This is a genomic window from Amycolatopsis sp. NPDC102389 (assembly GCF_044765885.1).
GTDB lineage: Bacteria > Actinomycetota > Actinomycetes > Mycobacteriales > Pseudonocardiaceae > Amycolatopsis.
In genome coordinates, this window is sequence record NZ_JBIWKX010000005.1 from 162,272 (window position 1) to 187,564 (window position 25,293).

Genomic DNA, 25,293 nt, shown 5'->3' on the forward strand with positions numbered 1-25,293 from the left:
GTCCAAGACAAGATCGGTTATCTGTTCATAACAGGTGAGGTATCAGCAGTGGATCTTCTGGCCCTCCGGTACTTCCAGACGGTCGCCCGGCTCGAACACGTCGGCCGCGCTGCCGAGAAGCTGCGTGTCGCGCAGCCCTCGCTCAGCCGGACCTTGGCCAGGCTGGAAAACGAGCTCGGCGTTCCGCTGTTCGACCGCCACGGCCGCCGGATCAGGCTCAACCGGTTCGGCGCCGCGTTCCTTCGCCGCGTCGACCGGGCACTGGCCGAGCTCGACGACGCTCGTCAGGAGCTCGACGACGCCGCCGGGCTGGAACGCGGCACCGTCACCGTCGCGGCCGAAAGCCTGCTCGTCCTCACCGAACCGGTTCGCACCTTCGTCCCCGGCCATCCGCTGGTGGACGTGCGGCTGTCCCAGGCGTCGGGGGAGGGCATGGCGGAGAAGTTGCGGTCCGGCGAGGTCGACCTGTGCGTCACCTCCCAGCCCTTGGCGGGCAACGACATCCGCAGCCGCGTGCTCCTCGACGAACAGGTGATGCTCTGCGTACCCGCCGGGCACCGGCTCGCCGGGCGTGGCCGCGTCAGCCTGGCGGACCTCGAAGGCGAGCCGTTCCTCACCACACGCCCCGGGTACTGGCAGCGCGCGCTCGCCGAGCGCCTTTTCGCGAAGGCCGGGCTCGATCTCCACATCGTCTGCGAGGGTGACGAAGCCGCGGTGCTCTTCCAGCTCATCGACGCGGGCCTCGGGATCGCGTTCGTGCCGTCGCTCGGGCTGCGGCCCGAAACCAGCCAGACGGTGGTCTGGCTGGACGTCGACGATCCCGGGTGCCGCCGCGTGCTCAGCGTCGCCTGGCGCGAGGACACCTATCTTTCCGTTGCCGCCCAACGCTTTCGCGATCACGCCGTCGAGCACTTCCACGCACAGGCCGGGCCCCGGTCGCGGTGACCGAGGCCCGGAGGGTGCTTACGGGTTGAGCGTGACGCTGTAAGCGCTCAGCGCCTCACCGATCGGCTGGAAGTACGACGTACCGCTGCCCTTGCCGGAGGTGATGCCCAGCCCGACGCTGCCGGAGAACAGGCAGCCGCCCGAGTCACCGGGGTTGACCAGCGCGTTGGTCTGGATCAACTGGTAGACCGAGCCTTCGGCGTAGTTCACCGTGACGTTCAGCCGCTGCACCGAACCCGAGGTGAGGTGGGTGGTGCTGCCGCTCTTGCTGATCCGCTGCCCGACGGTGGCCGAACCGGCGGAGGCGATCCGCTGGGTGGAGCCGTTCCACAGGGTGACCGCGCCGGGCGCGCTGCCGGTGGTGTTGCGGATCAGGCCGTAGTCGTTGTTCGGGAAGCTGGCGCCCTGCGACGGCCCGACGTTCCACTGCGACACCGCGCGGGTGCAGTGGCCGGCGTCGAGGATGTAGTTCTGGCCGCCGCGGTTGGTGTTGAACCCGACCGAGCAGCGGGTGCCGCCGCCGGTGATGGCCTCGCCGTTGTAGATCGCGGTGTGCATCTCGCCGGTGGTCCGCTCCACGCGGACCCGGTCGCCGAGCGCTTCCGCGGCCTTCACGAGAGCCTCGGAGCCCTTCGCGGCGTCGGAGATGGTCAGCACGACCTGGTTGGCCTTGGGGTCGAGGCCGATCGAGGTGTGCGCGACCGTGGGCAACGCCTGCAGGGCGTTCTGCGCCCCCGTCAGCGCCGCGCTGGAATGCTTGACGACGCGGGCCCGCGCGCCGGTCGCGGTGACCTGGTCGGCGGCGGCCTGGTCGAGCACGTTCACCACCGGCTCGGCGTTGTCGTCGAGGTAACCGTCGGCGGCACGGGAGCCGAGCGACGCGGTGACCTTTCGCAGCGTCTCGACGCTCGCGGTCTGCGTCCGGAGGAATTCGACCGCGTCGGCCCGGCTGATCCCGGCTTCGGTGGCGAGGGACGTCACCGCCTCGTGCTGCACCGTGGGGGAGTAGCCCGCGATGGTGGTGGCGGTGGCCGTGGACGGGGCGAGGAAGCCGACGACCGCGGCCGCGGCCACCAGTGTGGTGGCGGTACGGGCCAAGGGGTTTGTGCGCATACCGGTGACTCACTTTCGCGAGGGAGGATCCAGCGCGAGGGGTGGCCGCGCTGGACACAGTGGGGTCGCCGGGCACGGCCAAGGCGCCCCGGCACCGGTGATCCGGTGCCGATCATGGTGATCCGCGGCACCGGTGGCGGATACCGACTTTCGTTGGACAGGAAGAAAAATAGGTACCCGCGAAAGGGACTACCGAGGTTTACGCGCACAGTAAACGATGGGTCTCGTGAGTGGTAAGGGCGGTTCTATTGGAGGGGTAGGCCAAACGTGGCGTTCTCGGGCGGGCGGATGGTGGGATGAAGGCTCCCTTCGCCGCGCCTGATGCGGTGAAAGGAGCCTTCGGCCCTGGTCAAGCCACTCACGAGGCGTCGAAAGCCAGCCGTGCGAAGCGTTCCCCGATGAGCCGGTGCGTGGCCGCGTCCGGATGGAGACGGTCGGGCAGCGGCAGCTCGGCGTGGTCCGCCTCGCCGTACAGTTCGAGGCCGTCGAGATGGCGCAGGTGCGGATCGCTCGTACTCCGCTCCTTGACGATGCGGGCGAGTTCGTCGCGGATCACGGTGAGCGTCAGCTTTCCCGCGGCGGTCTCCGCGGGATCACCGGTCGCCCTGAACCGCACTTTTCCTTCCCGCAGGCCGTCCGGGTCGAACTCGAGGGGCCCCGGCGTGTGTTCGTGGATGGGGCAATAGAGCGGCGAGACGACCAGCAACGGCGTGGTGGGGTGCCCTTCCCTGATGGTGTCGAGGAAACCGTGCACCGCCGGGCCGAACGCGCGCAGCCGCAGCAGATCGGCGTTGACGAGGTTGATGCCGATCTTGACGCTGATGAAGTCGGCCGCCGTGTCCCGCATCGCGCGGGCGGTGAACGGGTCGAGCAGCGCGCTGCCGCCGAAGCCGAGGTTGACCAGCTCCACTCCGGCGATGGCCGCGGCCGTGGCGGGCCAGATCCCGGTCGGGGTCGCCGCGTTGGACCCCTGGCTGATGGAACTGCCGTGGTGCAGCCAGATCCTGCGGTCCGCAGACTGGACACTGTGGACGGACGCGTCGGTGCGCAACGCGACGAGCTGTGTCGTTTCGTTGTGCGGCAGCCAGATTTCGACGTTCTTCTCGTGCCAGGGCAGGCCGTCGAACCGCAGGGTCCGGACGGGACCCGGCTGATGCCGTGCGTCGCCGGTGGTCAGGTCGACGGTGATCGTGTCGCCTTCGGTCACGCTCGCCTGCCCGGCGAGCCGCCCGTCGACGAACAGGTCGTAGACGCCGTCGGGCCTGGGCGGCGCGCCGGCGAAGACGCGTTTGGTGGCCAGGACGTCCAGTTCGACGAGTGACGCCGTGGTGCGGAAGACCAGCCGCACCCCGGACGGCTGCGATTCCGCCATGGCCAGCTGTCCGTCGGGGATCTGCTGCCTCGCCCGCGCGGGCAGGCGGTGGGGGAGCAGGCCGCGTTCGGTGTACTCGAGGTCCAGTGCACCGCGGACGAGGGCGGCGGTGATCGGGGTCGTGAGCATTCTTCCGTTCATTTCGTTCGGGGCCAGGCGCGCAGCAGGACGTCGAGCGCGTCGAGGATCTCGGTCCAGCTCTCCTGCGAGCCGGGGACGCTGTGACTGAAGCCGCCGGCGGCCTCCAGGCCGACGAACCCGCTGAACACACTGCCCAGCAGCCGGACCGCGTGCGTCTGGTGTGGTTCGGCGAGGTCGTAACCGCGCAGGATCGCCCGCGTCACTTCGGCGTGCCGGACACCGGCGCTGGTGGAGGCCTTGTCCGGGGTGAGCCGGAATCTCGCGGCGGTGAATCTGCCAGGGTGTTCGAGGGCGTAGTCACGGTGGACGTTCGCCAAGGCGATCAGCGCGTCCTTGCCCGCCAGGCCCGCCACCGCGGAGGCGGCGAGATCGGCGAGCTCGGCCAAGGCCAGCAGGGCGATCTCGGTTTTCAGCTCGTGGGCGTTCTTCACGTGCGAATACAGGCTCGCCGTCTTGACGTCGCACCGTTTCGCGAGCTCGGTCGGGGTCACGTGCTCGAAGCCGATCTCGTCGGCGAGCTCCGCACCCGCCCGGACCACGCGTTCCGTGGTCAGTCCCGCTCTGGCCATGCCGGCCACCTTACCATATTGCATTCGGAATTTGCCTAATGAGATTAGGAAGCAGGGAAACCTGGGTTCGGTAGCGCCGCGCTCGACGGAGGCTGGGCACAGCACGAACGGAGGTGACGTGATGAACACGGTGGACCCGGCCAAGGCCCGGCACGACCGCCTCGAGCGGCTGCGCGGAGACCGCCGGCTGCTCGTGGGCGCGATCCTGGCTTCGGCGGTCGTCCTGGTCTGCGGCTTCTTCGCCGGACGCGGCTTCGGTGACCTCGTCGAGCAGTTCCGGACCATGGCGATCGACAGCGTCTTCGACGACCGAGGTGACGGCATGCCGCCGTACGGCCCCATGTGGGGAACCTTCGGCTTGCTCGGTTGCGTCGCCGCGGGCGGCCTCACGAGGGCCGCCCTGCGGCGGTACCAAGGACGGTCGTCGGGACCGGCGTTCCCCGTCGTGCTGGCGTTCGCCGCCGGCACGCTCGGCCTCTGGTATTCGTCGAGAGACTGGCTTCCGCCGCTCGCCGTGGGCACCGCCGTCGACCCTGTCTTCCACTCGGACGAGAAGTGGGGCTTCTGGGCGTGGCTGATGTACTACGCCGACCGATGGGCACCGGCGTTCCTGTTCGTCCTGACGATGCTGGCGCTCTGGTACACCATCCAGGGTTCGCGACAGCACGCTGAACTGGCCCGCACCCGGGAACGGCTGCTGCGGCACGGTTGGCGGGTGCCCGCCCGGATCGTCGAAGTGAAGCTGCTTCTGGGCGGGGACGAATCAGGCACCCGTGTCGTGGGCGCGAACGTGACGGTCATGTTCACCGATGGCGCGGGTGTCCGGCACTGGGTGACCCGCCGCACCAGGGACACCGCGATCGCGACCGCCGAAGTGCTGTTCGACCCGGCATCACCGGGCGACGACAAGAAGATCTTCGTGGCGTTCCGGCGCCATCCCGCCCTCAGTGACTGGCTGTCCGCGAACTGATCTCTGGAGTATCCATGCCGCTCGCCCTGATCCGCGGATTCCTGACCGGGATCATCATCGGGACCACCCTGTGCGCGTTCATCGTGGGGATCATCCTCGAGTACGTGCCCCTGATAGTCACGGGCGTCGGACTTCCCATCGCCTATGGAATCCTGCTCTACCTCGCCGGGGCCCCGCGACGCGCTCGCGAGGCGAGAGTTGCGCCGGTGATCGCGCTCGCGAGGATCGAGAGCCTCCGCGCGGGCGGCACCGAGACGGGGGACATCCCGGTCTACTTCGACCTCACCGTCGCCCCGGAGGGCCTGGCGACCTACCGGTTGAAGATCACCCACGGCATCAACCTGGTCGATCTCCAGAGCTACCGCCCGGGTGACGTCCTCGTCGTCCGGTATCCGCCGGACCGGCCGTGGAAGGCGGAGGTCGTGGAACGGCCTGCGCCGTCGTGGGAGCGGCGCGCGGCCGAAGCGGTGATCGAACCCGCCCCGGAATCCAGCCTGGTGCGGGAACCGGCGGAGGGCTGCGCGTTCGGCGCGCTCGCGGTCCTCGGGTTCGCTCTCGGTGCGGCGCTCGTGCTGTTTCTCTTCCGCGCGGAGCTGTTCGCACCCGAAGCGCCCGCCCGAGCGGAAGAGACCCAGTCCGCCGTGACCACGTCCTCCTTGGGATCCGCGACCGTCACCGTCAGTGGATCCCTGCTGGGCGAAGGGGAATTGCGCCGGGCGATCGACTCGCTGGCGCAGGCCACGGACGTCTCCCAGGTGATCACCGCGGTCGTCGAGGACCGGCGGCTGACCGTGGTCTTCGCCCCGACGGACGCCCAGGTGCCGAGGTTCGACCTCCGCGCGCCGGCGGTCGACCGCGTCCCGGCCCTGGTCCAGCGGGCGAAGGCGACCATCGACGTCGGGGAGCCGCGAACGTGGCAGGTCACGATCATCCCGTTCGGGACGGGGGTGAGCAGCCGGGTGATCGTGACCGGCCCCGATGGCAGCGGCTCACTCGCGGACGGCGGCTGAGCCCGGCCCGTGCTTTCCGGGCGCGGCGCTGCCGGAGTACTCGCCGAGGCCGGAGATCAGCGCGGTCAGCTCCGCGTCGTTGTCGTAGCGGCGCTGGTGCAGCTCGGCGATCTTCGCGCCCATCTCCGGATCCGGGTCGTCGGTGACGTCGAAGGACGCGAACCGGTCGACCAGCGGGAGACCGACCCGGTCGGTGTTCCGGTGCGCCGGGTGCATGAGGTACTCCCAGTACCCTTCGAGATCTTCGATCGCGAAGACGGCACCCCATTCGTAGTCGCCGCCGAAATCGCGGCCGACCACGAAGGACTTCACCGACGGGATGACCCGGCCCTGATCGCGGAGGCTCTCCAAGGCCTCCTCGACCTGCTCCGGGGAGGCGTCGGGCCGCAGGGTGAAACGGTTGCCGTGGTAGATCATCGTGTGTCCTTTCGGTTGTCGCGAACGCGTCGGTGCCGAGGTGTCCGGCACCCCACCAACTTCGCAGCGGGGCGCCGGGGTTCGCATCGGTGGAAATCGCCTATCCCCGCGCCGCCGATGTCCACAGAGGACTGGCGCGTCGCCCGCCCCGGGACAGCGGTTGCGAGTGCCTTGAGCTTCGGACATCCCGGACACTGGTAGAAATGTCCGGTGCGGGACTTCTTGAAGGGTTTACGGATGTTCGGGCGAGGCCTCGGCATCCTGGCGCGGTCGCCGAGGCTGCTGCTGATCGGCGCGCTGCCCGCGTTGCTGACCACGGTGTTGCTGATCGGCGGGATCGTCGCGCTGGCGTTCTGGATCGACGATCTCTCGCTGCTCATCACGCCGTTCGCCGACGCTTGGTCGCCGGGCTGGCAGACGACGATCAGGGTGGCGGCAGGCGTCGCGGTGTTCGGGGTGGTGCTGGCGATCGCCATGATCGGCTTCACGGCGATCACCCTTGCCGTCGGCGGGCCGTTCTACGAGCACATCGCGGAGAAGGTCGAGGACGATCTCGGCGGTGTGCCCGGCGCGGTGGACCTTTCGTGGTGGCGGTTGCTGGTGATGGGCCTGAAGGACGGGCTGGCCCTGGTGCTGCGCTCGCTGATGTTCACGATTCCGCTGCTGATCGCGGGTTTCCTCCCCGTGGTGGGACAGACCGTCGTGCCGGTCCTGCTGGCCTTGGTGACGGCGTGGTTCCTGGCGCTGGAACTGATCGCCGTGCCGTTCTACCGGCGCGGGATGGGTCTGAAGCAGCGCCGGACGCTGCTGCGACGGCACCGCGCGCTTGCCCTCGGGCTGGGGCTTCCCGTGTCACTGCTGTGCCTGATCCCGTTCGCCGCGCTGATCGTGATGCCGGTGGGCTTCGTCGGCGGCGTGCTCGTCGCGCGTGAGGTCCTGGCGGCGGACGCGGCCTGAGCTTCCGCGGTCGCGTCTGTGTCAGATGACGCAGACGGTCACCGCCGGGCAGACGACGGGTGGCGTGGACCTCGGTCCCTGCCGCCGCTGACAAGTCCGTGAAGGCCTCCTTGCCTACCCTGAAGGTAGTGAAGGAGGCCTTCACGGACAGCGCCGGACTCAGCCGACGGGCTCGATCCAGATGTTGCGGAACCGCGGATTCTCACCGGGATCCCCGTGGTCCTGCAAACGGATCGCGCCCGGTGCCGCGCTTTCCGGGATGCTGTCGCCCGTACCGCCGTCGATCTCCACGTCGTTGTGGACCACGACGCCGTTCCAGACCACGGTCACGCGGGCGTTGTCGGTCTTGTTCCCGGCACCGTCGAACCGGGCGGCCCGGAAGGTGACGTCGTAGGTCTGCCAGGTCCCGGGCGCCGTCGCCATGTTCCGGTCCGGTGCCTTCTTCGAGTAGATCGAGCCCGCTTCGTTGTTGGCGAGGGTGGTGTCCCCGAAGGATTCGAGCACCTGCAGTTCGTAGCGTTCCTGGAAATAGATCCCGCTGTTGCCCCTCTGCTGTCCGGTGACCTCCGGCGGATAGTCCGGCTCGTTCCATTCGACGTGCAGCCGGAAATCGCCGAACTGCTGTTTCGTGCGGATGTCCCCGCCGTTCGACTCCATCGCTCCGCCCGAGACCGGCCAGGTCGCGGCGCCGCCCGCGCGTTTCTCCCAGGCGTCGAGGTCTGTGCCCTTGAACAACTGGACACGCCGGGATTCGGTCAGGGTGAGGCTGTCGAGGTTGACGTTGCCCGCGTCGCCGGTGTCGTAGCGATAGGAGATCGTGTTCGGTCCGGCTTTCAGGTTCAACGTTTCAGGCTGTGTGTTCCAGGTGTCCCAGTTCCCGGTACTGGCGAGCCTGACCTGTTTCACCTTGGCGCCGTTGACGTAGACGGTCACCGATTTGGTCCCTGGCGCGGGATCCGGGCCGTTCGAGTAGCGCAAGGCGGCGTCGTAGGCGCCGGACTTCGGCGCGTTCACGGTGAACGTCGTCGCGGCGCCCTGGTTCCAGTAGCCGTCGACGAATCCGGTGCCCGTGTAGCCGGCGTGGTTCGTGTTCGTCGCGGCGCCGCCGCTCAGTGCGGCCCGCTCAGCCTCGTAGGTCGTGCTCGCCGGAGGACCACCGACCAGGGAATTCAGCGTGTACCAGGCTTCCGTGCTCCACAGCGCCGCACCGGATTCCGACGCGAACGGACGCGGCGACCGCACGTGGACCACGTGCCCGGCCTTCAGCCCTGCCACCTGCAGCGTGACCTTCTTGCGGTCGGCCGACAGGCTCGCCGAGGTGACGGACAGGGTCTGCTCGTCGATCTTCGGCCCGCCGTACGCGGGAGTCGGCTGGTAGCGCCACTGCTGCGCCTGGTACTTCGCCGCGAGGTTCTGCGCGGTCTCTGCCGACAACGGCTGGGTGTACTCCAGTTCGAATCCGCCCGCGACGGCCCGCATCGCGCGGATGTCGAAGGCGTTCGTGCCGTTGGGCGTCACCTTCTGCAGGCCGTAGGCGAGTTTGCCGGGCTGGCCCCAGTTGCCGCCGCCGTCGATCCCGCCGGTGTAGATCGCGCCGTCGGGGCCGAGGCTGATCCGGCTGACGCCCGACTCGAGGCCCTGGGTCATCCGGAAGACCGCGCCCTGGTACTCGCCGTTGACCTTCTCCAGGAACGCTCGCTGCAGCCCGCCGTAGGTCACGTCGCCGTACACCATCTGTCCGGCGAACGGGCCCTGCGTCAGCATGACCATGTTGCTCGGTGAGTTCGCGATCTCGTTGTGCGGCAACCACAACACGGGCGCGGTCACCGGCTTCGCGTCGAACGGGCCCGGGGGATTGGTGTAGTGGTTGAAGAAGCGGTCCTGCTTGATCCGCACGAGCTTGTTCGCCGGCAGCCAGCCGCCCTGGTTGTCGGTGACGAAGACGTCGCCTTCCGGTCCCCAGCCGATGCCGTGCGGCGTACGCAGCCCGCCGGCGATGTAGGAGACCTTGCCGGTGGCCTTCTCGACCTTGATCGTGGTGCCGCGGTTCGGCGCGGGCTGCGGGTCGGTCGTGGCGCCGCCGTAGTTGATGGACACGGAAAGGTTGGCGTAGAAGAAGCCGTCCTTGTACAGCAGGCCGAACGCGAACTCGTGGAAGTTGCCGCCGAACGGCCAGGTGGCGACCGTGCGGTAGTCGTCGGTCACGCCGTCGCCGTTGGTGTCGTTCAGTTCGACGAGGCGCGTCTTCTCCGAGACGTACAGCTTCCCGTCGACGTACTTGACACCCATCGGTTCCTTCAGCCCGCTGGCGACGCGCTGGGTCCGGACCTTGCTCGGATCGGTGTTCCCGCTGACGTTGCTCAGCAGATGGACCTCGCCGAGGACCTTGTCGGAGCCGCCCCAGGTGGCGATGGCGAGCCGTCCGTCCGGCAGCCAGTCCATGCCGGTGACCTGCGGCTGGAATCCTTCGGGACGCAGATTCGTCAGCGTGAAGCCGGGGTGGACGCCGTTCAGCGGCAGGCCGTCACCGGGCGAATCCGTGGCGCCCTCGCATTCCTTGCGCCCCGGCGCGGTCACCCGCACGACGTCGGCGTCGGTGCTGAGCACCGAATTCGGCACGAGCGCGAAGTCCGCCGCGCCCGGCGGCCGCCATTCGAGGGTGACCTGCTGATCGTTGGTGTTGTCGAAATGGTCGATCCGCAGGGCGTGGTACCCGGTGCTCAACTGCGCCGATCCGGTCGCCGGCGTCGCCCCGTGCAGGCCGTCGTGGTTGATCACCGTCTGGCCGTCGATCCGGAGCCGGGAGCCGTCGTCGCTGGTGAGCCGGAATTCGTACTGCCCCGCGGTGGTGATGTTGATGTTCCCGATGACCTCGGAGACGAACCGCTCGTCGAGCCCGAAATCGGCGGTGGTGGTCCAGTTGATCGTCGGCATCAGCTTGTCGACGTTGGGTGTCTGGCCGGATTTGATCGCGCAGAGCTTGGTGAGGTCGCGCTGGAGGTCGTACGTGCGGAGCGTGACACCGGGCTGCTGGGGTGGGATGGCCGCTTCGGCCGGGGCTGTCGTCAGCCCGGACAGTGCCGTGACCAGCGCCAACGAGGCGACGATGGACCGGGTGAAGCGCTTGCGGACGGACGGAAGCATCGTTGCTCCTCGGGTCGGCGGCGGAGCACCTCTGTGACGACGCTGAACCTAAGAGGACTTTCGGTCGAAGTCAACGAAAGTATGTACAGAACGGACGAAAGTTAGTCTGAACGGCCTCTCCGGGCCGACGGCTAGAGTCGCGGTATGGGGAAGCTTCATGATCTGATCCGGCTGGTGCCACCGCCGGCGGAGCCCGTCGCTCCCGGCGGCGATTGGCAAGAGGCCGAGGCGGAACTCGGCCTCACGCTGCCAAGCGAATTCAAAGCACTCGCGGCGCGTTATGGGGCGGGACGCTTCGACGACATCTCCTTGCTGAGCCCCGGCGAGCTGGCCACGGCCGCGCGTGATCTCCTCGGGATGGCAGGGCCGTTTCGCGACGACTGGCCGGAAGCGGTGCCGTTCGCGCTGTGGCCCGAGCCTGGGGGCGTGCTGGAGTGGGCTCGGACCGGCAACGGGGACTCCCTGTGCTGGGTCACCGAAGGCGAACCCGACGGCTGGACGACCGTGGCCTGGAATCCACGGGCCGGCGCCGATCGTTATTCCCTGAGCGCGGTGTCTTTCCTCTTCGCCTACCTCGAAGGACGGCTCGACAGCCCGTTGCTCGGCCCACCGCCGCCGGAGCCGTGGTTCGAGCCCCACCGCGACAGATCCCATGTGTACGTCCGGCTTTCCGACGGCGATTCGCCCTACGAGCAACGCCTGAGGACCCTTCGCGACGCCCTGAGCCCTACCGTGGACCGCGGTTCGTACGACGACGGGGAAGGCAACCGGCAGCATCATTTCAAGGCCATCGGCCGAGATTGGCTGCTGACCTATGAAGAGTGCTACGGGCACCAGATCCGGATCGCGTTCCCGCCGGAAGACGGCGGAGACGCGCGCGCGGTGATTCTCGCCGCCGCCGACGCCATGGGATGCCGGGTGCGCTCGGCGACGACGATCGAAGGGGAACCCGTCTGGCTCGGATAGAGTTGCGGCCAGAGCGGGGGAGGGCGAGTGACGACGGGATCGGGCGAGCTTAGGTCGGCCGTCCTTGCTCAAGCCTGGGAACGCATCGACGGCGTCGAGGTCCTGTCGTCGGCCGACGGCGGGCCGCTGACCCGGACGATCAAGAAGATCATCGACCCGCTGGTGATCCGCACGGCGGCGCGTCCCCGGCTCGGTCGTCCGGTGCTGGACGCGGTCACGGCGGCGGAAGTGACGGAACTCCTGCTGGCCGACGCGGACCGGTTGCGTGCGACGGCCGCGTGGTTCGTCCATCTCAAACGTCAGCGCCGTGCCCTGCGTATCACGGCGGGCAATGTCCAGGACGTCTGTTTCCCGCTGGCCTACGAGCTGGCGACGGGTTTCGGCTCGCCGGGGCCGGACGCGGCGGAGACGGCCGCGGCGGCGTTGCGGGATCTGCACGGCGAGGGCGGCACGGCGGGCGTCGATCAGCTCACCGCGTATCTCGCGGATCCGCGGCACGAAGCGCGGCTGACCGCGGAGCTGCGGCGCCGTTGGCACGCCGAATCCGCCGTACCGCAGGACATCGCCGCGCTCCGGGCGTTCGTCGACGACCTTTCCGACACCGCTTGGCGTGCTCTCGCCGATTCGCCCACCGGGCACGCTCTCGGGCTCGGACTGCGACAGCCGGGCGGGGCCCGCGCTCTGCGCGGTGCCGTCCAAGGGATTTCCGGGCTGCCCGTACCGGATCTCGGACTGCAGCGCGGGGATCGCACCGCCGTCCCGCCCTTGACGCGGCGCGACGAGACCGGCACCGAACTCCTCGACCGCAGTGTCGAACGGCGGGTGCGCGCGACCTTGCGCCGTCTTCCCCCGGACGAGCGGCCTCCCGTCGAGGACCTCGTCGACGACGAACTCACCCGGGTCGCCGCCGGATTCGGGCTCGGCCTGCCCGCACTGGCCGCTTGCTTCGCGCTGGGTGTCGTCCTCGCGCCCGCGCTGCGGCCGCTCGACGGCGCGGCGCCCGCCGGAGTCCCCGAATTCGCACGGCGGCTCAACGCGCAAGTGGCGCGGGAGGGTTACGTCCTGCACGCCCGCCGTGCCCTGGCCGGGGCCACGCCGCTCACCCCGCGGCCCGACGCCGAGCTCCTGCGCGATCTTCGCGAGTTCGCCAAGCACTTCCTCGGCAGGCTTTGGGTCCGGCTGCACGGTTTCGACGTCCGCGGTGATCTGCCTGCCGACGCCTCCGACGTCCGCGACCTCGTCACCGGCGTGGTCCGCTCGACGTCGCTGGATCTGCGGACGAAGGTGCGCCGCGCACTCGTGGCCCGCCTGCCGGATCTGGAGGCCGTGTCGTGACGCATCCGGTGCACACCCCCGTCGTCGCGGCCGACGGTGCCCTCATCCGCTTCGCCCTGGCCGATCTCCTCGCGGGCCGGACGACCACGATGCGCGTCGAGCTCAGTGACGCCGGCGTCGCCGAACCCTGGCTGACCCGTTTCGTGGGCGAGGAGGCGAGCCTCGTCGCGCTCGACCAGGGGCAGGCGGATCTCCCTGCCCGGCCGGAACTCGGCAGGCTCGCGTTGCTGCTGTGGCTCCGGCGTTGGTGGCCCGCCGGGCCGTCGCTGGGAGTCCCGTCGCTGGACCCGGCGTTGCTGGACCTCGAAACGGCGGTCGCGACAGCCGAGGTGGAGGACCTTGCCGAAGGACTTCTCGACGGTTTCGAGGCGTCCCCGGCCGAGCTGTTCGACGCGGCGGTCGCGGACGACGCCCTCGTGGCGGCCGCGCGGCCGGTCGCCGAAGACGTACGGGGACTGTGCGCTCGTCTTGCCGCGTGGTTCGACGAGCAGGACGACGTCGTGCGTGCCGAAGCCGCGGCGGAGGTGTCGGCACGGTTGGAAACACCGCTGCCAAGCCAAAACGCATACGTGCTGGCCGCGGGCCTCGATCCGGTCGCACCCGGCGAAGGCGTACTGGCGAGTGGACGCGCGAGCGTCGACTGGGCGCGGGTGCCGCCAGGGATCCTGGACGCAGGGGAGGACACGGTGAGCTGGCGGATCGTCGCCGCCGCGGCCGCCACCCGGCTCGAAGTCGTCGTCACGGGCGCGTTCGCCGACGCGGCCATCACCGCGTTCGCGAGCCACGAGGGCGAGCCGTTCGCGGAGGTGCCGCTGGAGCTGGGTGCCGGACGGTTCACCGGCACGGCCGACTTGGACGAGTCCGCGACCAGGCTGGCCGCCGGGGTCCATAGTGGACAGATCGCGCTCGTCGTCGGCGTGGCGGACGAGGGTGTCGCCGGGACCACGGCGGAAGACCGGGCGGAAGTGGTCGCGCTCGTGCGGGCACGCCGTCCGGAAGCCAGGACGCTGGCCGAACGGGCGGCGGCCGCTTCCGCCGATGAGGAGTTCTGACGTGCTCGTCGGTATGCCACCGCCCCAGAACTCCCCGGACCGTCCGCTTCCGCCAGAACTGGGGCCGGCCACCTCGCACGGCTACAACTGTCGTTGTGTCGCAAGGCATTTCGGCCTCGATCCGGCATCGTACGGCGAAGTGCCGGCGTGCTCGCTGTCCGCACGTCAGTACCAGCGGCTGCTCATCGACGCGGCCAAACTCCAGGACAAGGCCAAACGTCTCGCCGCCGCCCGGGACGTCGCCGGCGCGCACCGGATGTACGGCAAGATGCGGGAGATCGCGCAGCGACTGGACCGGACGGATCTGGACCTCGCCGCCGTCAGCGATCTGGCCACCGTCTGCTATTCCGCGGGCGACCTGCGCAACGCGAGACAATGCGCCGAGGCGGTGCTCCACGCCTTCAAGGTGAGCACCGCCGCCATCGTCCACTTCGGACAGTACGCCGAAATCCGGATGATCGAGGGCTCCCGCGAGGTCGCCGAGCGCGTGCTCATCTCCTTGAGCACGGAGGAAGGCGACGTCGTCAAGGCGCGTGAGCTGATCGCCGGGCAACGCCGCCGGGCGGCGCTGCGCAAACAAGAGGGCCCGGGCCAGTACCCGCCCGAGCTGCTCGACGTGCACGGCGCGGACGAGCTGGAACTGCGGATCTTCGACGTGCGTGTCCAGATCGCCGCCGGGGACATGGCGGGCGCGCGGGCCGCGCTCGAGGAGATCCTGACGGCGCTGGACGCGATCGCGGAAATCGACGAGGTCCGCGAGCAGGTGGCGACTCTGCGGGCGATGGCGCGAGCTGAACGCGCCCGCGTCCGCCAGGCGGGTGGCGAAGACGCCGACGCGCGTGCGGATCTGCTGCGGTTGAGCGCCCAGCACGAGGGCCGGCCTTTGGCCGCCAGGGCGAGTATCGAGCTCGCGGCCGACCGGGCCTTCGGGGGCGACTTCCCCGGAGCGGTCGCCGCGATCGTCGCCGCCCGCGACGAACTGGCGGCCGCCGGCCTGACCGGCGATGTCGCGGAGGCGAGCCACGCGCTGGGCACGCTGCTGCTGTACACGGGTGATGTCGTGCAGGCCAGAGACCAGTTCGAGCACGCGGGAAAGATCTGGACGGCCAACGCCGACGTTCCGGGCCTGCGGCGGCTCGCCGTGGCGCTGGCCCGCTGCGCCATGGCCGAAGGCGACTGGGCGATGGCGGGGGAGCACGTCACCCGCGCCCGGGAGTCGGCGCGGACGTCGGGGGACTGGTCGGACCGCCTGCACACGGATTTCGTGGCGGCCACGGTCGGCTTCGCCCACGGCGAGGACCTGCGTTCGGTGCTGGATGTGCTGCTCCCGCTGACCCTCGCGGCGGCGGAGTACCGGTTCGAGTTCACCGCGCCGCAGGCACGCACGGCCTGGGCCCGCGACGTCGCCGGCCCGGCGATGGAACTGCTGATGGCGCTACTGGCCAGGCTTCAGGAGCCGAGGCTGGCGGCCGAACTGATCGAGCGCACTTGTGCCGTCGGCGCGTACACGGGTGCGGAAGGGCGTTCGCTGGACCTGACCGGTGCGCCGCCCACCCTCGAAATGCACCCGGCCACCGAGGGACTTCCGTTGGCGGCATTGGGTTCCGTCACGTCGTCGCTTCCACTGCGGCTCGCCCCGCCGCCCGCGCTGCGCTGGTCGCCTTCGTCGCCCATGGAGCTGGACCCGTGGCTCCGCCTCGCCGCCGAGCGGTATCAGCTGCCCCGTCCGGCCGCCGAAACCGTCGAAACCTGGCCTGCCGCCAAGTCCGGACGCGAGACCTTCCTCCTGCGCTTCGCCGACGCCGGGCACACCTTCCTCACTTGGCGGACGACGGAGGATCTCGACACCGTCCACACGCATCCGATCGATTTCACCTTGGTCGCGACCGCTCGCCAGTGTCTGGACGCCGCGTCACCCACACCGCACGAAGGCGAGAGCGTGGCCGACGCGGTCCGGCGCTCACTGAGCGAAGACGCGTTCGGGAGCTTCGCCGGGGAACAACGCCTGGCCCGCGTCCTCGCGCTCAACCTCCTGCCCGCGGATCTGGTCGAACGGCTCCGGCGTGCCGCCGCCGGGGGACGCCGCCCGCTCCTGCGGATCCAGCCCTCACCGAGCCTCGCCGGCGTCCCGTGGGGAATGCTGGCGCTGCCCGATCGGCGGGCCGATCACGTGCTCGAGATCGACGAGATCGGCGGCTGTTTCGACGGCGACGAGCGCGTCCTCGACGTCGCCGACGTCTCGCTGCTCGCCCCGGCCGCGATCCCACGCCGCCCGTCCCCGGCCGGCGGCCCGCCGGTCTACCTGCTCGACCCGCGGATCCCCGGCCAGAGCGCGTTCGGCGAGCTGGGTTCGGTGCTCGGCAAGCAGGACGCGACGTCGCCGCTGATCCGCCACCTCGACACGCGGCTCGCCGAAGGCCCGGTCCTTCCCGCCGCCGCACACGGGCTCGAGCTGGTCCGCCGCACCGACACCGATCGCCGTCTGCTCGCCGAACTGGTGGCGGGACCCTGTTCGCGGCTGGTGTACGTCGGACACGTGAGCCGCGTCCGCGACGAGTACGGCGCGCAGACCGCGCTGCATCTGTCCTGTCCGGCCGATCTTCCGGGCACGGCCGCGCCGATCGGAGCGCACCGGCCGTTCACCGCCGCCGACCTCGCACTGTCCGGAATGGACACCATGCCCGCGCGGGTGGCGCTCATCGGCTGTGCCAGCGCGAGCGATTTCGGCCTCGCCGAACCCTTCGGTGTGCTGCTCGCCGCCGTCGCGGCCGGAGCGGGCCTGGTCGCCGCCACGGTCTGGGCGCTGCCGACCTCGGCCGCCGTGCCCGGTTCGGATCCGATGTCCGAACTGGTCATCGCCGTCGACACCGCGCTCGCCGGTGAGGATCCGGTCACCGAGCTGTGCGACTGGCAGCGTTCCCGGCTCGCTCGCTGGCGCGAGAAGCCCGAGCCGGCGGTCTCGCCGGTCTTCTGGGCGCCCCTGACCTGCCTCGACGCGACCGACGACGGGAAAACCTGGGTTCGGTAGCGGGACGGGCCGCCGAAGCTGTGTCCAGTACCGACGACACGGCGAAAGGCGGCACCCGATGTTCAAGAAGATCCGCGACAAGATCAACGACGCGACGCAGCAGGGCATGGCGCGGGGCGAGCAGGACTTCCAGCGCCACGCGGAGCAGTTCCGGCAGGCCGCCGCCGCGCAGGGCCACGACATCACCCCGCAGCTGCCCACTCCGCAGCTGGCCGCGCAGGCGTTCCGGAGCCTCAACGCCGACCCGGACATGGCGGCGTTCATGGCGCTGCCGATGGACGAGCAGTTGCGCCAGCAGCAGGAACTGCAGGCCTACGGCACCGAACTGCGCAGGCTTTACGACACCTGTGAGCCGGCCACCCTGGTGATCCGCGAGCTGGAGCCGACCGGCCGGAAGATCGCCGGACAGGCGCAGTACACCGCGACGCTCGAGGTCACCCGCGCCGACGGCACCACTTACCGCACGGTGACTCAGCTGATCACGCCGCTGGCGACGATCCAGCAGTACGCGCCCGGCACCCGCCACGAAGCCCGCGTCGACCCGGCCGACCCTGGCAAGGTCGCCGTGTTCGGCCCGATCGCGTAGGCGGGGGCGATGTTCGGGACCTTTGAGTTCGGCCTGCCGGAAGACTCCCGGCAGGCATCCCGCCCGGGCCTGCGTCTCTGGCTGCTCGGCGTGCCCACGACGCTCGCCTGGGCGGCCGCGGGCTGGTCGGGCGCACTCGGGCTGCTGGACGGCTTCAGGTTGATGTCGCTGAACCGCATCGACGCGTGGGGGCCCGACGCGGGCCCGGCGGTCTCGCTCGTCCTGTTCTTCAGCGTCTCGATCACGGTGGCCTCGTCGCTCGGGTTCGCGATGCTGTGGGGCGGCGGGATGTCGCTGCGCGGGATGGGTGTCGGCTTCCGGGCGAGCAGCCTGGCCGCCTCCCTCGGCGTCACGCTGGGCACCGGCGTCGCGATCCCGTCCTGGACTCCGCCCGAGGCGGTGGGGAAGCGGCTGCCGTCCGAACCGTGGACCGATGTCGACTGGATCGTCTACTACGAGCCGTATCTCGTCCCGGCGGTGGCCGGGGTGACCGCGCTGGTCATGATCATGGTGCTGGGACGGGCGTTCGTCACCAAGGCCGAGGCCGACGACCGCGCGCAGGCGCTGGCCCAGACCGGAGTGCAGGTGATCGGCCAGGTGATCGGCGTCGAGTTCACGAACGTCTGGGTGATGGGGAACCCGCGGTTCACCGTGCAGGTCCGGTTCCCCACGGAGTCCGGTGAGCGGACCGTCATCGCCACGATGATCACCTCGCCACTGCAGGCTCCGGCCCGCGGTTCGACGGTGAAGGTCACCTACGACCCGCTCGCCCCCGACACCGTCCGGATCGATCCGGATCCGGCGGATCGGGCGGCGGGCGGAAACCTCGGCGCCTTCCTGCCCCCGCCGTTCTGATCGCCCTCTACACTCCCGCGGATGGACGAACAGACGGCAGAGGTGTCCACCGCGCAGGCGGTCCGCAAGGCGATGATCCGGCTGGTCCCGTTCCTCGGGCTGCTCTATCTGCTCAACTATCTCGACCGGGTCAACGTCGGGTTCGCGGCGCTCACCATGAACGCCGACCTCGGCATCAGCTCGGCGGCCTACGGACTGGGCGCGGGCCTCTTCTTCGTCGGGTACTTCTTCTTCGAGGTGCCCAGCAACGTGATCCTGCACAAGGTCGGTGCCAGGGTCTGGATCGCGCGGATCATGATCACCTGGGGCATCGTCGCCTCGGCCACCGCGTTCATCCAGGGCGAGGTCAGCTTCTACATCGTGCGGGTGCTGCTCGGCATCGCCGAGGCCGGCTTCTTCCCCGGCATCATCCTCTACCTGACCTACTGGTTCCCGCGGAAGGTGCGGGCCAAGATCGTCGCGCTGTTCTTCCTGGCGGTCCCGCTGTCGTCGGTCATCGGCAGCCCGGTCTCCTCCCTGCTCATCAAGAACGGCGACGGTCTCCTCGGCTTCGACGCCGGCTGGCGCTTCATGTTCTTCGCCGAAGGGGTGCCTTCGATCCTGCTCGGTGTGGCGGTGTTCTTCCTGCTGCCGAGCAAACCGAAGAACGCGAAGTGGCTGACCCCGGACGAGCGCACGGCGTTGCAGTCGGCCATCGACACGGAAGACACCCGTGAGGTCGGCAAGGAGGTGAGCACCCGATCGGCGCTGACCGATCCGCGCGTGCTCGCGCTGGCCGCCGTCTACTTCGGGATCATCTTCGGCCTCTATGTCCTCGCGTTCTTCCTGCCGCAGGTGATCAAGGGCTTCCAGCAGCAGTTCCAGACCGACTACAGCATCGTGGAGATCGGGCTCATCACGGCGATCCCGTACGCGGTGGCCGCCGTCGCCATGGTGTTGTGGGCACGCCATTCGGACCGTACCGGCGAACGGGCCGGGCACGTCGCCGTCTCCGCGTTCGTCGGCGCGGTCGCGATCGCCGTCGCGCTGTATCTCGGCTCGCCGCTGTGGGTGATGATCGCGGTGACCGTCTGCGCGGTCGGCGTGTTCACCGCGATCCCGGTGTTCTGGCAGCTGCCCAACGCCTTCCTGAGCGGAGTCGGCGCCGCCGCCGGGATCGGCCTGATCAACTCCTTCGGTAACCTGTCGGGCTTCGTGGGCCCGTACCTCACCGGCTGGTTGCAGGGGTTGACCGGGAGCTTCCGCGCCGGGATGTGGGCCGTCGCGTTCTTCATGGCGATGGCGGGCGCCATCGCGTTGACCTTCCGCCACAAGGAAAAGAACGCGATCAAGTGAGGTGGTCGAAGTCGCCGCGGACCCACCGGATGTGGGTCTCGGCGCTTCGGCGCACGACGGCGCGGGCGTCGCGATCGATCGTGTCGCCGCCGAGGGTGTAGAGCCGGTCGTAGGTGAAGTCGTCGAGCCGGTCGACGACGCGGCGCACCACGGCCGCCGACAACGGGATGTGCTTGGGGAAGTTGCGCTGGAACGACACCCAGCCCGGCGCGAGCCCGCCCGAGATCGTGTCGCCGGCCAGGATGCTGCCGTCCGGTGTCCTGGCCACGGCGCTGCCGCGCATATGCCCGCCGAGCCGGACGAGGTCGAGGCCGGGCAAGGGTTCCACGTGCTCGTCCCAGAACTCGAACGCCGGATCGGGCGCGGGCAGCCATTCGCGATTGCGTTCGTTGACCAGCACCGGGACCCCGCCCAGCGCGCGGCTCCAGCCGAGCTGGGCGCCGAACATGTGCGGATGGCTGGTGGCGATCACGGCGACGTCGCCGAGACCACGTACGACGTCGAGCACCTCGGTGTCCAACCAGGACGGCGGATCCCAGAGCAGGGTGCCCGCCGGGGTCGTCGCGATGAACGACCAGTGCCCGATCGCGAAATGCGGGTCCCGTTTGACGCTGTGCAGGCCGCGGCCGTGATCCCGGTGCAAGGTCTTGTGCGGCGCCGAGATCAGTTCCTCGTGCGTCCACCAGCGTCCGGTGTGCGCGCCGAGGTCGCCGGCTTCCTCGATGCCGACCTCGCCGCGGTCGAGGACGCAGCGAGGCGGTTCGGGGGTGGCCGGGTGTTCGATACCGCACCTGTCGCAAATCCACATGATCGACAGCTTGCGACCTCCAGCGCGCTGGAGGTCAAGACGCGTCTTCCCCCGGCTCGCCGAGCCGGGGGAAGACGGGCGGTCAGCTGACAGTCGTCTTGCCCAGGACGGCGTCCTGGTCGGGCGGGTCGAGGGTGAGGTTGACGTCGAACTCGCCGAGCGAGCTGTCGGTGATGATGTGCGAGGTCGCCGCGGCGTCCACGCTGCTGGTCGCCTCGCCGGCGGGCGTCCCGGTCGGGATGGTGAAGTCGACCTTGCCCGTCGCGGTGAACTTCAGCGAACCTTCGGCGGGCACCTCGGTGTCCGGGATCGGCAGCTCGATGGGGATCGACACCTTCTGCTCGCCGAGCGCGACGTTCACCTTCGAGCTGATCGTGCCGGAGAGCTTCTTGGCGCCGACCAGCCGGAGCCCGTCACCGGCGGCCTGGCCGGAATCGACGTCGAGGGTGAACGGCACCGAAATCGGCTCGCCCGCCTTCGCCGCCGCCGGGATTTCCGCCTTCACCACCACGGCCACCTGCTGGTCGCCGATCATGGGGAAGCCGCCCTTGTACGTGAGATTCTTTTCGACGGCGGCCGCGGTTCCCGCCGCGGTGAGCATTACGGTTCCGGCGACCACGGCCGCGATCCCGGCCGCGCGGAATCGCCGGACACCCTTCCGTACGAGGGTTTCCGTCATGTCTGGTCCTTTCGTCGTTGAATGGGCTCGAAACCGAATGTAGGTGGAAAGTCACCAACGAGGAAAGGGAAAGATCTCTCGCGTTTTCTTTATGCTTCGATCTTGTCACGCGTATGTGGAATGGCGAGTTCTCGAATTGTCATGCGAAGGCGGAAAGGGGAAATGCCGTCCGTATTCTTGTCACCCCGGTGACAGGTGCTCCGTCCGCGCGGCGAACGGCTATCGTCTTGATCGTGACCGAACGACCTGAGCCGTGGCACCTCCGGACACGCAGGTTCCTGCGCGCGACGGACCAGCGCGGTGAGCTGGTGCGCGGCGCGCGGTTCCTCCGCGGGCTCGTCCCCGGGGACGGCGAGCCGCCGGCGCCGTCGACGGGCCGCTCGTCCGACCGGCTCGCCCGCCTGCTCGCCGAAGCGGGCGCGGACCGCCCCAGCGCCACCCGCGAGCTGGGGCTGGCCGCGGTCCAGGCGTGGCAGGCCGTCCGTCGCTCCGGCGCCCCGTCGCGGTCCACCGACGGGATCACCGTGCTGTTCACCGACCTCGTCGGCTTCTCGACCTGGGCCCTGGAGGCCGGTGACGACCGCGTGCTGGAGCTGCTGCGGGAGGTCTCCAAGGTGACCGAATCGATCGTCACCGGACACCGCGGCAGCGTCGTCAAGGGGCTCGGCGACGGGGTGATGGCCGTGTTCGCCGACCCGGGTGAGGCGGTGAACGCCGCCTACGAGACGTGCTCCGCCGTGGGCGTGATCAAGGCCGACGGCTACCTGCCCCATTTGCGCGCGGGGCTGCATCGCGGGAATCCGCAGCGGGTCGGTGACGACTATCTCGGCGTCGACGTGAACATCGCCGCCCGGATCATGGCCGCCGCCGACGGTGACGAGGTCCTGGCCAGCGGAAGTGTCGTCGACGAACTGGATCCCGGTGCGGTGATCACCCGTCAGCGCCGGAGTTTCCGGGCGAAGGGGACCCCGAAGGATCTCCGGGTCTACCGCGTCGTCCCTCGCTATGCGGCCGACGGCTGACTGTCCTCTCGATCACCTTCGCTTGCCCGCCCCTCTATTTCTCTAGAGGCTGGCTCTATGGGCATAGAGTTGGACTCCGGTCAGGTCGCCGTCGCGGCCCTCCTGGAGGAGGTGCCGCGAAGGCGGCGAGGTGTCTACCTGTGGGGTCCGGTGGGGCGGGGGAAGACGATGCTGCTCGACGCCTTCCACGCCGCCGCGCCCGGCCGCAAGAGCCGATGGCATCTGCACCCTCTGCTCGCGCGTCTGCAGTCCACCGCGCACGACCTCGGCGGGATCGACCGGGCCGTCGCCGCCGTGCTGGACCGGCTCTCGCTGCTGTGCGTCGACGAGTTCCATCTGCACGACATCGGTGACGCCATGCTTCTGCAGCGGCTGCTGAAGGCGGTGTTCGACCGCAAGATCATGCTGGTCGCGACGTCGAACTACCCGCCGGAGGGATTGCTGCCGGATCCGCTCTTCCACGACAAGATCGAGGCCGTCGTGACTGCGCTTCGAGCACACGTCGACGTGGTGCGCCTCGACGGCACGAACGACTACCGCCTCCCGGGAACCAGGTCGGGCCGATTCGTCGTCGGCGACTTCCCGGAGTCGGCGGCCGGTGTCACGTTCGGTTTCGATCGGCTCTGTGCGACCACTGAGATGTCGATCGGGGACTACCTCGACCTGGCCGCGCGCCACCGCCGGTTGACCATCACCGGCGTGCCGCCGCTGCGGACGGCGGGCGCCGACGCCACGATGCGGTTCCGCGTCCTCATCGACATCCTCGTCGACGCGGGCGTGGAACTGGCCGTCTACGCGCGGACGTCGCTGGACGATCTCTTCCGCGACCCGCCGGAAGTCCCGGACCTGGACCGGATCCGGAGCAGGCTCACCGCGCTGTCCGATGGAAAGGTCCATTGTGGAGTCGACTGACCGGCGGACACTCATCGCCGAGGCCGCGACGGAAATCCTCGCCTCACAAGGGATCCGCGGTCTGACGCACAGCGCCGTCGATACCCGGCTGGAGCTGCCGCGCGGCTCGACGTCGTACTACTTCCGTACGCGTCAGGCCTTGCTGGAAGCGGTGGTCCGGCGTATCGCGGACACGTCGGCACACCGCTTCCAGCTGACCGGCCTGGCGCACGCCGCCGTCGCGGGCCCTGTCGCCGCGGCGAACGCGATGGCGGCCTGGCTCGACGATCTTCTGCTGAGCCGCCGCCATCACGTCACCGCCCGCTACGCGCTGGCGATCGAACTTTCCGGCTTCCCCGAGCTCCACGAACTCCTCGCGCGTGCCCTGTTCTCCCGCGAGCACGCGACGCGGTTGTGCGAAGCCCTCGGCGCGTCCGATCCCGGCACGGCGAGCGCGGACCTCATCAGCCTGATCGAAGGCCTGCTGTTCGACCGGTTCGCCGGTGCGCGCTCCCTCGACGGTGTCGAGGCGGGCACCCCGGCCAGTGTCGACCAGTTCGCCCGGCCGCTGGCGGCCTACCTGCGAGGAATGCCTTAGCCCGGCATCTCCGAAGGCTGCGAGTCCAGCCCTGCCCGGGACTTCGTCCAGTCGCCACGCGTGAAGTCCGGCATCGCCACCGGTTTCCCGCCGCGAGCCAGGGAGACCACGCTCAACGGCACGGGGGAGCACCAGGCCGCCGAGTCGTAGACGTCGATGTCCGGCACCAGCCCGGCGCGCATCTGCTGCACGATCCGCCACTGCAGCACGTAGTCCATGCCGCCGTGCCCGCCGAGGTTCGGGTCGTCCTTGAGCTTCTTCCACAGCCAGTGGTCGTGGCGGTCGCGGTACGGTCCGAAGTCCTTCCACGCGTGCCCGCTGTGGTCGGGCTCGAGGTAGATCCGGGCGGGGTAGTCCTCCACGATGCCGCGGCTGCCGGCGAGGCTGTTGATGCGGCTGTACGGCCGTGGCGAGCTGACGTCGTGCTCGGCGCGGATGATCCGGCCCTGCTCGGTCTCGATCAGGCAGGTCACCAGGTCGCCGTTGACATAGGTCTCTTTCCACGACGGGTGGCCAGCCGGCATGTGGCGTTCCCGGTAGTCGGCGAGCCCCTTCGGCTCGGTCGCCGTGGCGCGCAGGGTGGCGAACCGGTCGCCGCGGTTGACGTCCATGCAGGCGGCGATCGGCGCGAGCCCGTGCATCGGGTAGAAGCTCGCGGTGCTGCGGGTGTGCCATTTCCGGCGCCACGCGTCGGTGTAGTACGTGTCGGAGAACAGCAGCTCGCGCAGGTCGTGCAGGTAGCCGCCGTGCCCGTTGGTGACCTCGCCGAAGAGTCCTTCGTGCGCCATCTTGAGGATGGCCAGCTCGTTGCGGCCGTAACTGCAGTTCTCGGCCAGGAACAGGTGTTTGCGGGTCCGCTCGCTGGTGTCGACGAGGTCCCACAGCTGGTCGAGCTCGGTGGCGATCGGCAGTTCGACGCCGACGTGCTTGCCGGACAGCAGCGCGGCCTTGCCCTGCGGGTAGTGGAACTCCCAGGGCGTGGCGATGTAGACGAGATCGATGTCGTCGCGCGCGAGCATTTTCTGGTAGGCGTCGGCGGATCCGCCGTACTCGGCCGGACGCGGACGCCCGTCGGCGGCGAGCTTGTCCGCGGCGGCCTTCGCGCGCTCGGCGCGGATGTCGCAGACCGCGGTGACCACGGAGCCCGGAACGGCGCTCCAGCCGCCGATCATGGACATCCCGCGGTTGCCGAGACCGATCATCCCGACCCGGACGGTCTGGTGCCGCTCGAACGGGACGCCGATCATGCTGCGCTGACCAGGACGGCGGGGCGAGCTCGCGGCTTCTTCCGCTGCGGTGGCGCTCGCCGGCATCGCGGCGAGCGCCCCGGCGGCTAGCGCGCCGCCGAACAGTGTCCGCCGGGAGACAGAGGGCAGGTCGGCCATGAAGAACACTCCTTCGTGTCGCCTTCGGTGCCCAGACCTTGTCCAATCGCCGCCGGATATGTCAAGAGATGCGCCAAAGTGCGCAGTAAACTGCACTATTGCGCAGTTTGGCTGT

The 25,293-nt window shown here is 69.6% G+C and carries 22 protein-coding genes; 14 read left to right on the top strand and 8 right to left on the bottom strand.

Annotated features, from left to right (window positions below):
* Positions 1 to 48: 48 nt before the first annotated feature.
* Complete coding sequence (locus tag ACIRGA_RS07250; protein ID WP_400937628.1) at positions 49 to 945, top strand: LysR family transcriptional regulator; 897 nt, start codon at positions 49 to 51, stop codon at positions 943 to 945.
* An 18-nt stretch (positions 946 to 963) separates the two neighbouring features.
* On the opposite strand, the gene ACIRGA_RS07255 is transcribed toward ACIRGA_RS07250, so the two are convergent.
* From ACIRGA_RS07255 to ACIRGA_RS07265, 3 genes are all read right to left on the bottom strand, one after another.
* Positions 964 to 2,058, bottom strand: a complete 1,095-nt coding sequence (locus ACIRGA_RS07255) for a S1 family peptidase (RefSeq protein ID WP_400937630.1) — start codon at positions 2,056 to 2,058, stop codon at positions 964 to 966.
* 358 nt (positions 2,059 to 2,416) lie between these two features.
* Positions 2,417 to 3,559, bottom strand: coding sequence for an SGNH/GDSL hydrolase family protein (locus ACIRGA_RS07260; RefSeq protein ID WP_400937632.1), 1,143 nt, complete (start codon positions 3,557 to 3,559; stop codon positions 2,417 to 2,419).
* Between the two features lie 8 nt (positions 3,560 to 3,567).
* Positions 3,568 to 4,140 carry a TetR/AcrR family transcriptional regulator gene (locus ACIRGA_RS07265; protein WP_400937635.1) on the bottom strand — a complete coding sequence of 191 codons (573 nt, stop codon included), beginning with the start codon at positions 4,138 to 4,140 and terminating at the stop codon, positions 3,568 to 3,570.
* A 121-nt stretch (positions 4,141 to 4,261) separates the two neighbouring features.
* Here ACIRGA_RS07265 and ACIRGA_RS07270 point away from each other — a divergent pair, with 121 nt between their 5' ends.
* Positions 4,262 to 5,110 carry a hypothetical protein gene (locus ACIRGA_RS07270; RefSeq protein ID WP_400937637.1) on the top strand — a complete coding sequence of 283 codons (849 nt, stop codon included), beginning with the start codon at positions 4,262 to 4,264 and terminating at the stop codon, positions 5,108 to 5,110.
* A 14-nt stretch (positions 5,111 to 5,124) separates the two neighbouring features.
* Positions 5,125 to 6,120, top strand: a complete 996-nt coding sequence (locus tag ACIRGA_RS07275) for a hypothetical protein (RefSeq protein WP_400937639.1) — start codon at positions 5,125 to 5,127, stop codon at positions 6,118 to 6,120.
* On the opposite strand, the gene ACIRGA_RS07280 is transcribed toward ACIRGA_RS07275, so the two are convergent.
* On the bottom strand, positions 6,100 to 6,537 hold the full coding sequence (locus ACIRGA_RS07280; protein WP_400937642.1) for a Dabb family protein: 438 nt from the start codon (positions 6,535 to 6,537) through the stop codon (positions 6,100 to 6,102). The two genes, ACIRGA_RS07275 and ACIRGA_RS07280, sit on opposite strands and share 21 nt — an antisense overlap.
* A 210-nt stretch (positions 6,538 to 6,747) precedes the next feature.
* Here ACIRGA_RS07280 and ACIRGA_RS07285 point away from each other — a divergent pair, with 210 nt between their 5' ends.
* Entirely contained in the window at positions 6,748 to 7,494 is a 747-nt protein-coding gene (locus tag ACIRGA_RS07285) for an EI24 domain-containing protein (protein WP_400937645.1), read from the top strand.
* Positions 7,495 to 7,653: 159 nt separating this feature from the next.
* Here ACIRGA_RS07285 and ACIRGA_RS07290 read toward each other — a convergent pair whose 3' ends face one another.
* Positions 7,654 to 10,638: a family 16 glycoside hydrolase gene (locus ACIRGA_RS07290; protein ID WP_400937647.1), complete on the bottom strand. Its 2,985-nt coding sequence runs from the start codon at positions 10,636 to 10,638 to the stop codon at positions 7,654 to 7,656.
* Between the two features lie 144 nt (positions 10,639 to 10,782).
* Here ACIRGA_RS07290 and ACIRGA_RS07295 point away from each other — a divergent pair, with 144 nt between their 5' ends.
* From ACIRGA_RS07295 to ACIRGA_RS07325, 7 genes are read left to right on the top strand one after another with little or no spacing between them, the layout of a single operon-like run.
* Positions 10,783 to 11,604, top strand: a complete 822-nt coding sequence (locus ACIRGA_RS07295; RefSeq protein WP_400937649.1) for an SMI1/KNR4 family protein — start codon at positions 10,783 to 10,785, stop codon at positions 11,602 to 11,604.
* Between the two features lie 27 nt (positions 11,605 to 11,631).
* On the top strand, positions 11,632 to 12,939 hold the full coding sequence (locus ACIRGA_RS07300) for a hypothetical protein (RefSeq protein ID WP_400937651.1): 1,308 nt from the start codon (positions 11,632 to 11,634) through the stop codon (positions 12,937 to 12,939).
* Positions 12,936 to 13,991, top strand: coding sequence for a hypothetical protein (locus tag ACIRGA_RS07305; RefSeq protein WP_400937653.1), 1,056 nt, complete (start codon positions 12,936 to 12,938; stop codon positions 13,989 to 13,991). The genes ACIRGA_RS07300 and ACIRGA_RS07305 overlap by 4 nt, the downstream gene beginning before the upstream one ends.
* Positions 13,978 to 17,019 carry a hypothetical protein gene (locus tag ACIRGA_RS07310; protein ID WP_400937654.1) on the top strand — a complete coding sequence of 1,014 codons (3,042 nt, stop codon included), beginning with the start codon at positions 13,978 to 13,980 and terminating at the stop codon, positions 17,017 to 17,019. Before ACIRGA_RS07305 ends, ACIRGA_RS07310 begins: the two co-directional genes overlap by 14 nt.
* Before the next feature lie 58 nt (positions 17,020 to 17,077).
* Complete coding sequence (locus tag ACIRGA_RS07315) at positions 17,078 to 17,605, top strand: hypothetical protein (protein ID WP_400937656.1); 528 nt, start codon at positions 17,078 to 17,080, stop codon at positions 17,603 to 17,605.
* A gap of 9 nt (positions 17,606 to 17,614) precedes the next feature.
* Complete coding sequence (locus ACIRGA_RS07320; protein WP_400937659.1) at positions 17,615 to 18,460, top strand: DUF3592 domain-containing protein; 846 nt, start codon at positions 17,615 to 17,617, stop codon at positions 18,458 to 18,460.
* A 21-nt stretch (positions 18,461 to 18,481) separates the two neighbouring features.
* The gene (locus ACIRGA_RS07325) at positions 18,482 to 19,795 is read left to right on the top strand and encodes an MFS transporter (protein ID WP_400937660.1); all 1,314 of its coding nucleotides are present in this window, start codon (positions 18,482 to 18,484) and stop codon (positions 19,793 to 19,795) included.
* On the opposite strand, the gene ACIRGA_RS07330 is transcribed toward ACIRGA_RS07325, so the two are convergent.
* Together ACIRGA_RS07330 and ACIRGA_RS07335 are read right to left on the bottom strand one after the other, a co-directional pair.
* A complete protein-coding gene (locus ACIRGA_RS07330) occupies positions 19,788 to 20,603 on the bottom strand; it encodes a hydrolase (protein WP_400937662.1) in 816 nt (271 codons plus the stop codon). The genes ACIRGA_RS07325 and ACIRGA_RS07330 overlap by 8 nt on opposite strands.
* Positions 20,604 to 20,685: 82 nt before the next feature.
* Positions 20,686 to 21,282: a DUF6801 domain-containing protein gene (locus tag ACIRGA_RS07335; RefSeq protein ID WP_400937663.1), complete on the bottom strand. Its 597-nt coding sequence runs from the start codon at positions 21,280 to 21,282 to the stop codon at positions 20,686 to 20,688.
* A gap of 227 nt (positions 21,283 to 21,509) precedes the next feature.
* Between ACIRGA_RS07335 and ACIRGA_RS07340 the strand changes: the two genes are divergently transcribed.
* From ACIRGA_RS07340 to ACIRGA_RS07350, 3 genes are read left to right on the top strand one after another with little or no spacing between them, the layout of a single operon-like run.
* Positions 21,510 to 22,304: an adenylate/guanylate cyclase domain-containing protein gene (locus ACIRGA_RS07340; RefSeq protein WP_400937664.1), complete on the top strand. Its 795-nt coding sequence runs from the start codon at positions 21,510 to 21,512 to the stop codon at positions 22,302 to 22,304.
* Positions 22,305 to 22,361: 57 nt separating this feature from the next.
* Entirely contained in the window at positions 22,362 to 23,216 is an 855-nt protein-coding gene (gene zapE / locus ACIRGA_RS07345) for a cell division protein ZapE (protein ID WP_400937666.1), read from the top strand.
* Positions 23,203 to 23,793, top strand: a complete 591-nt coding sequence (locus ACIRGA_RS07350; RefSeq protein WP_400937669.1) for a TetR/AcrR family transcriptional regulator — start codon at positions 23,203 to 23,205, stop codon at positions 23,791 to 23,793. Before zapE ends, ACIRGA_RS07350 begins: the two co-directional genes overlap by 14 nt.
* Here ACIRGA_RS07350 and ACIRGA_RS07355 read toward each other — a convergent pair.
* Complete coding sequence (locus tag ACIRGA_RS07355; protein WP_400937672.1) at positions 23,790 to 25,178, bottom strand: Gfo/Idh/MocA family protein; 1,389 nt, start codon at positions 25,176 to 25,178, stop codon at positions 23,790 to 23,792. The genes ACIRGA_RS07350 and ACIRGA_RS07355 overlap by 4 nt on opposite strands.
* Positions 25,179 to 25,293 lie beyond the last annotated feature (115 nt).